1 pseudogene is annotated in these 442 nt (G+C 69.9%); it reads right to left on the bottom strand.

The features are described from left to right. A pseudogene (locus GPK42_RS09530) lies at nucleotides 1-442 on the bottom strand (C39 family peptidase); the annotation flags it as partial.

Genomic DNA, 442 nt, shown 5'->3' with positions numbered 1-442 from the left:
CGGCCTCGACGGCGCGTCCCTGGCCGGTGGTTCCGCCCTCGGAGGCCGAGGGGGTGTCCCAGCCCTGCCAGCCGATGCCAGAGACGTGGGCGTCGATCTGGACGGAAGAGCCGTCCGAGTAGTCGGAGCTGTCGAGCGAGAGCTTGAGGTCCTCGAGGGCGAGGCCGCGGCCGGTGGTGCCGGCGGTCGCGCCGTCCGAGACGGCGCCCTGCCAGCCCACGTTGGAGACGTGGGCCCGATAAGTCAGGGACATGGGCTTCTTCTTGAAGGCGTAGTCGACGTTGGCGCCGTCGGAAGAGGGGACGGCGTCGCCCTTCTTGACGAGCCTGATCTGGACGGCCTCGACGCTCCTGCCGAAGCCCGTGGTGCCGGCCTCCTCGCCGTCCTTGGCCCAGGCCATCCAGCCGATGTTGGAGGCGTGGACGCGGTAGTAGACGTCGTA

It is taken from the genome of Collinsella aerofaciens (genome assembly GCF_018785265.1).
GTDB classification, from domain to species: Bacteria; Actinomycetota; Coriobacteriia; order Coriobacteriales; family Coriobacteriaceae; genus Collinsella; species Collinsella aerofaciens_AI.
This window is presented reverse-complemented; position numbering and strand designations above follow the sequence as displayed.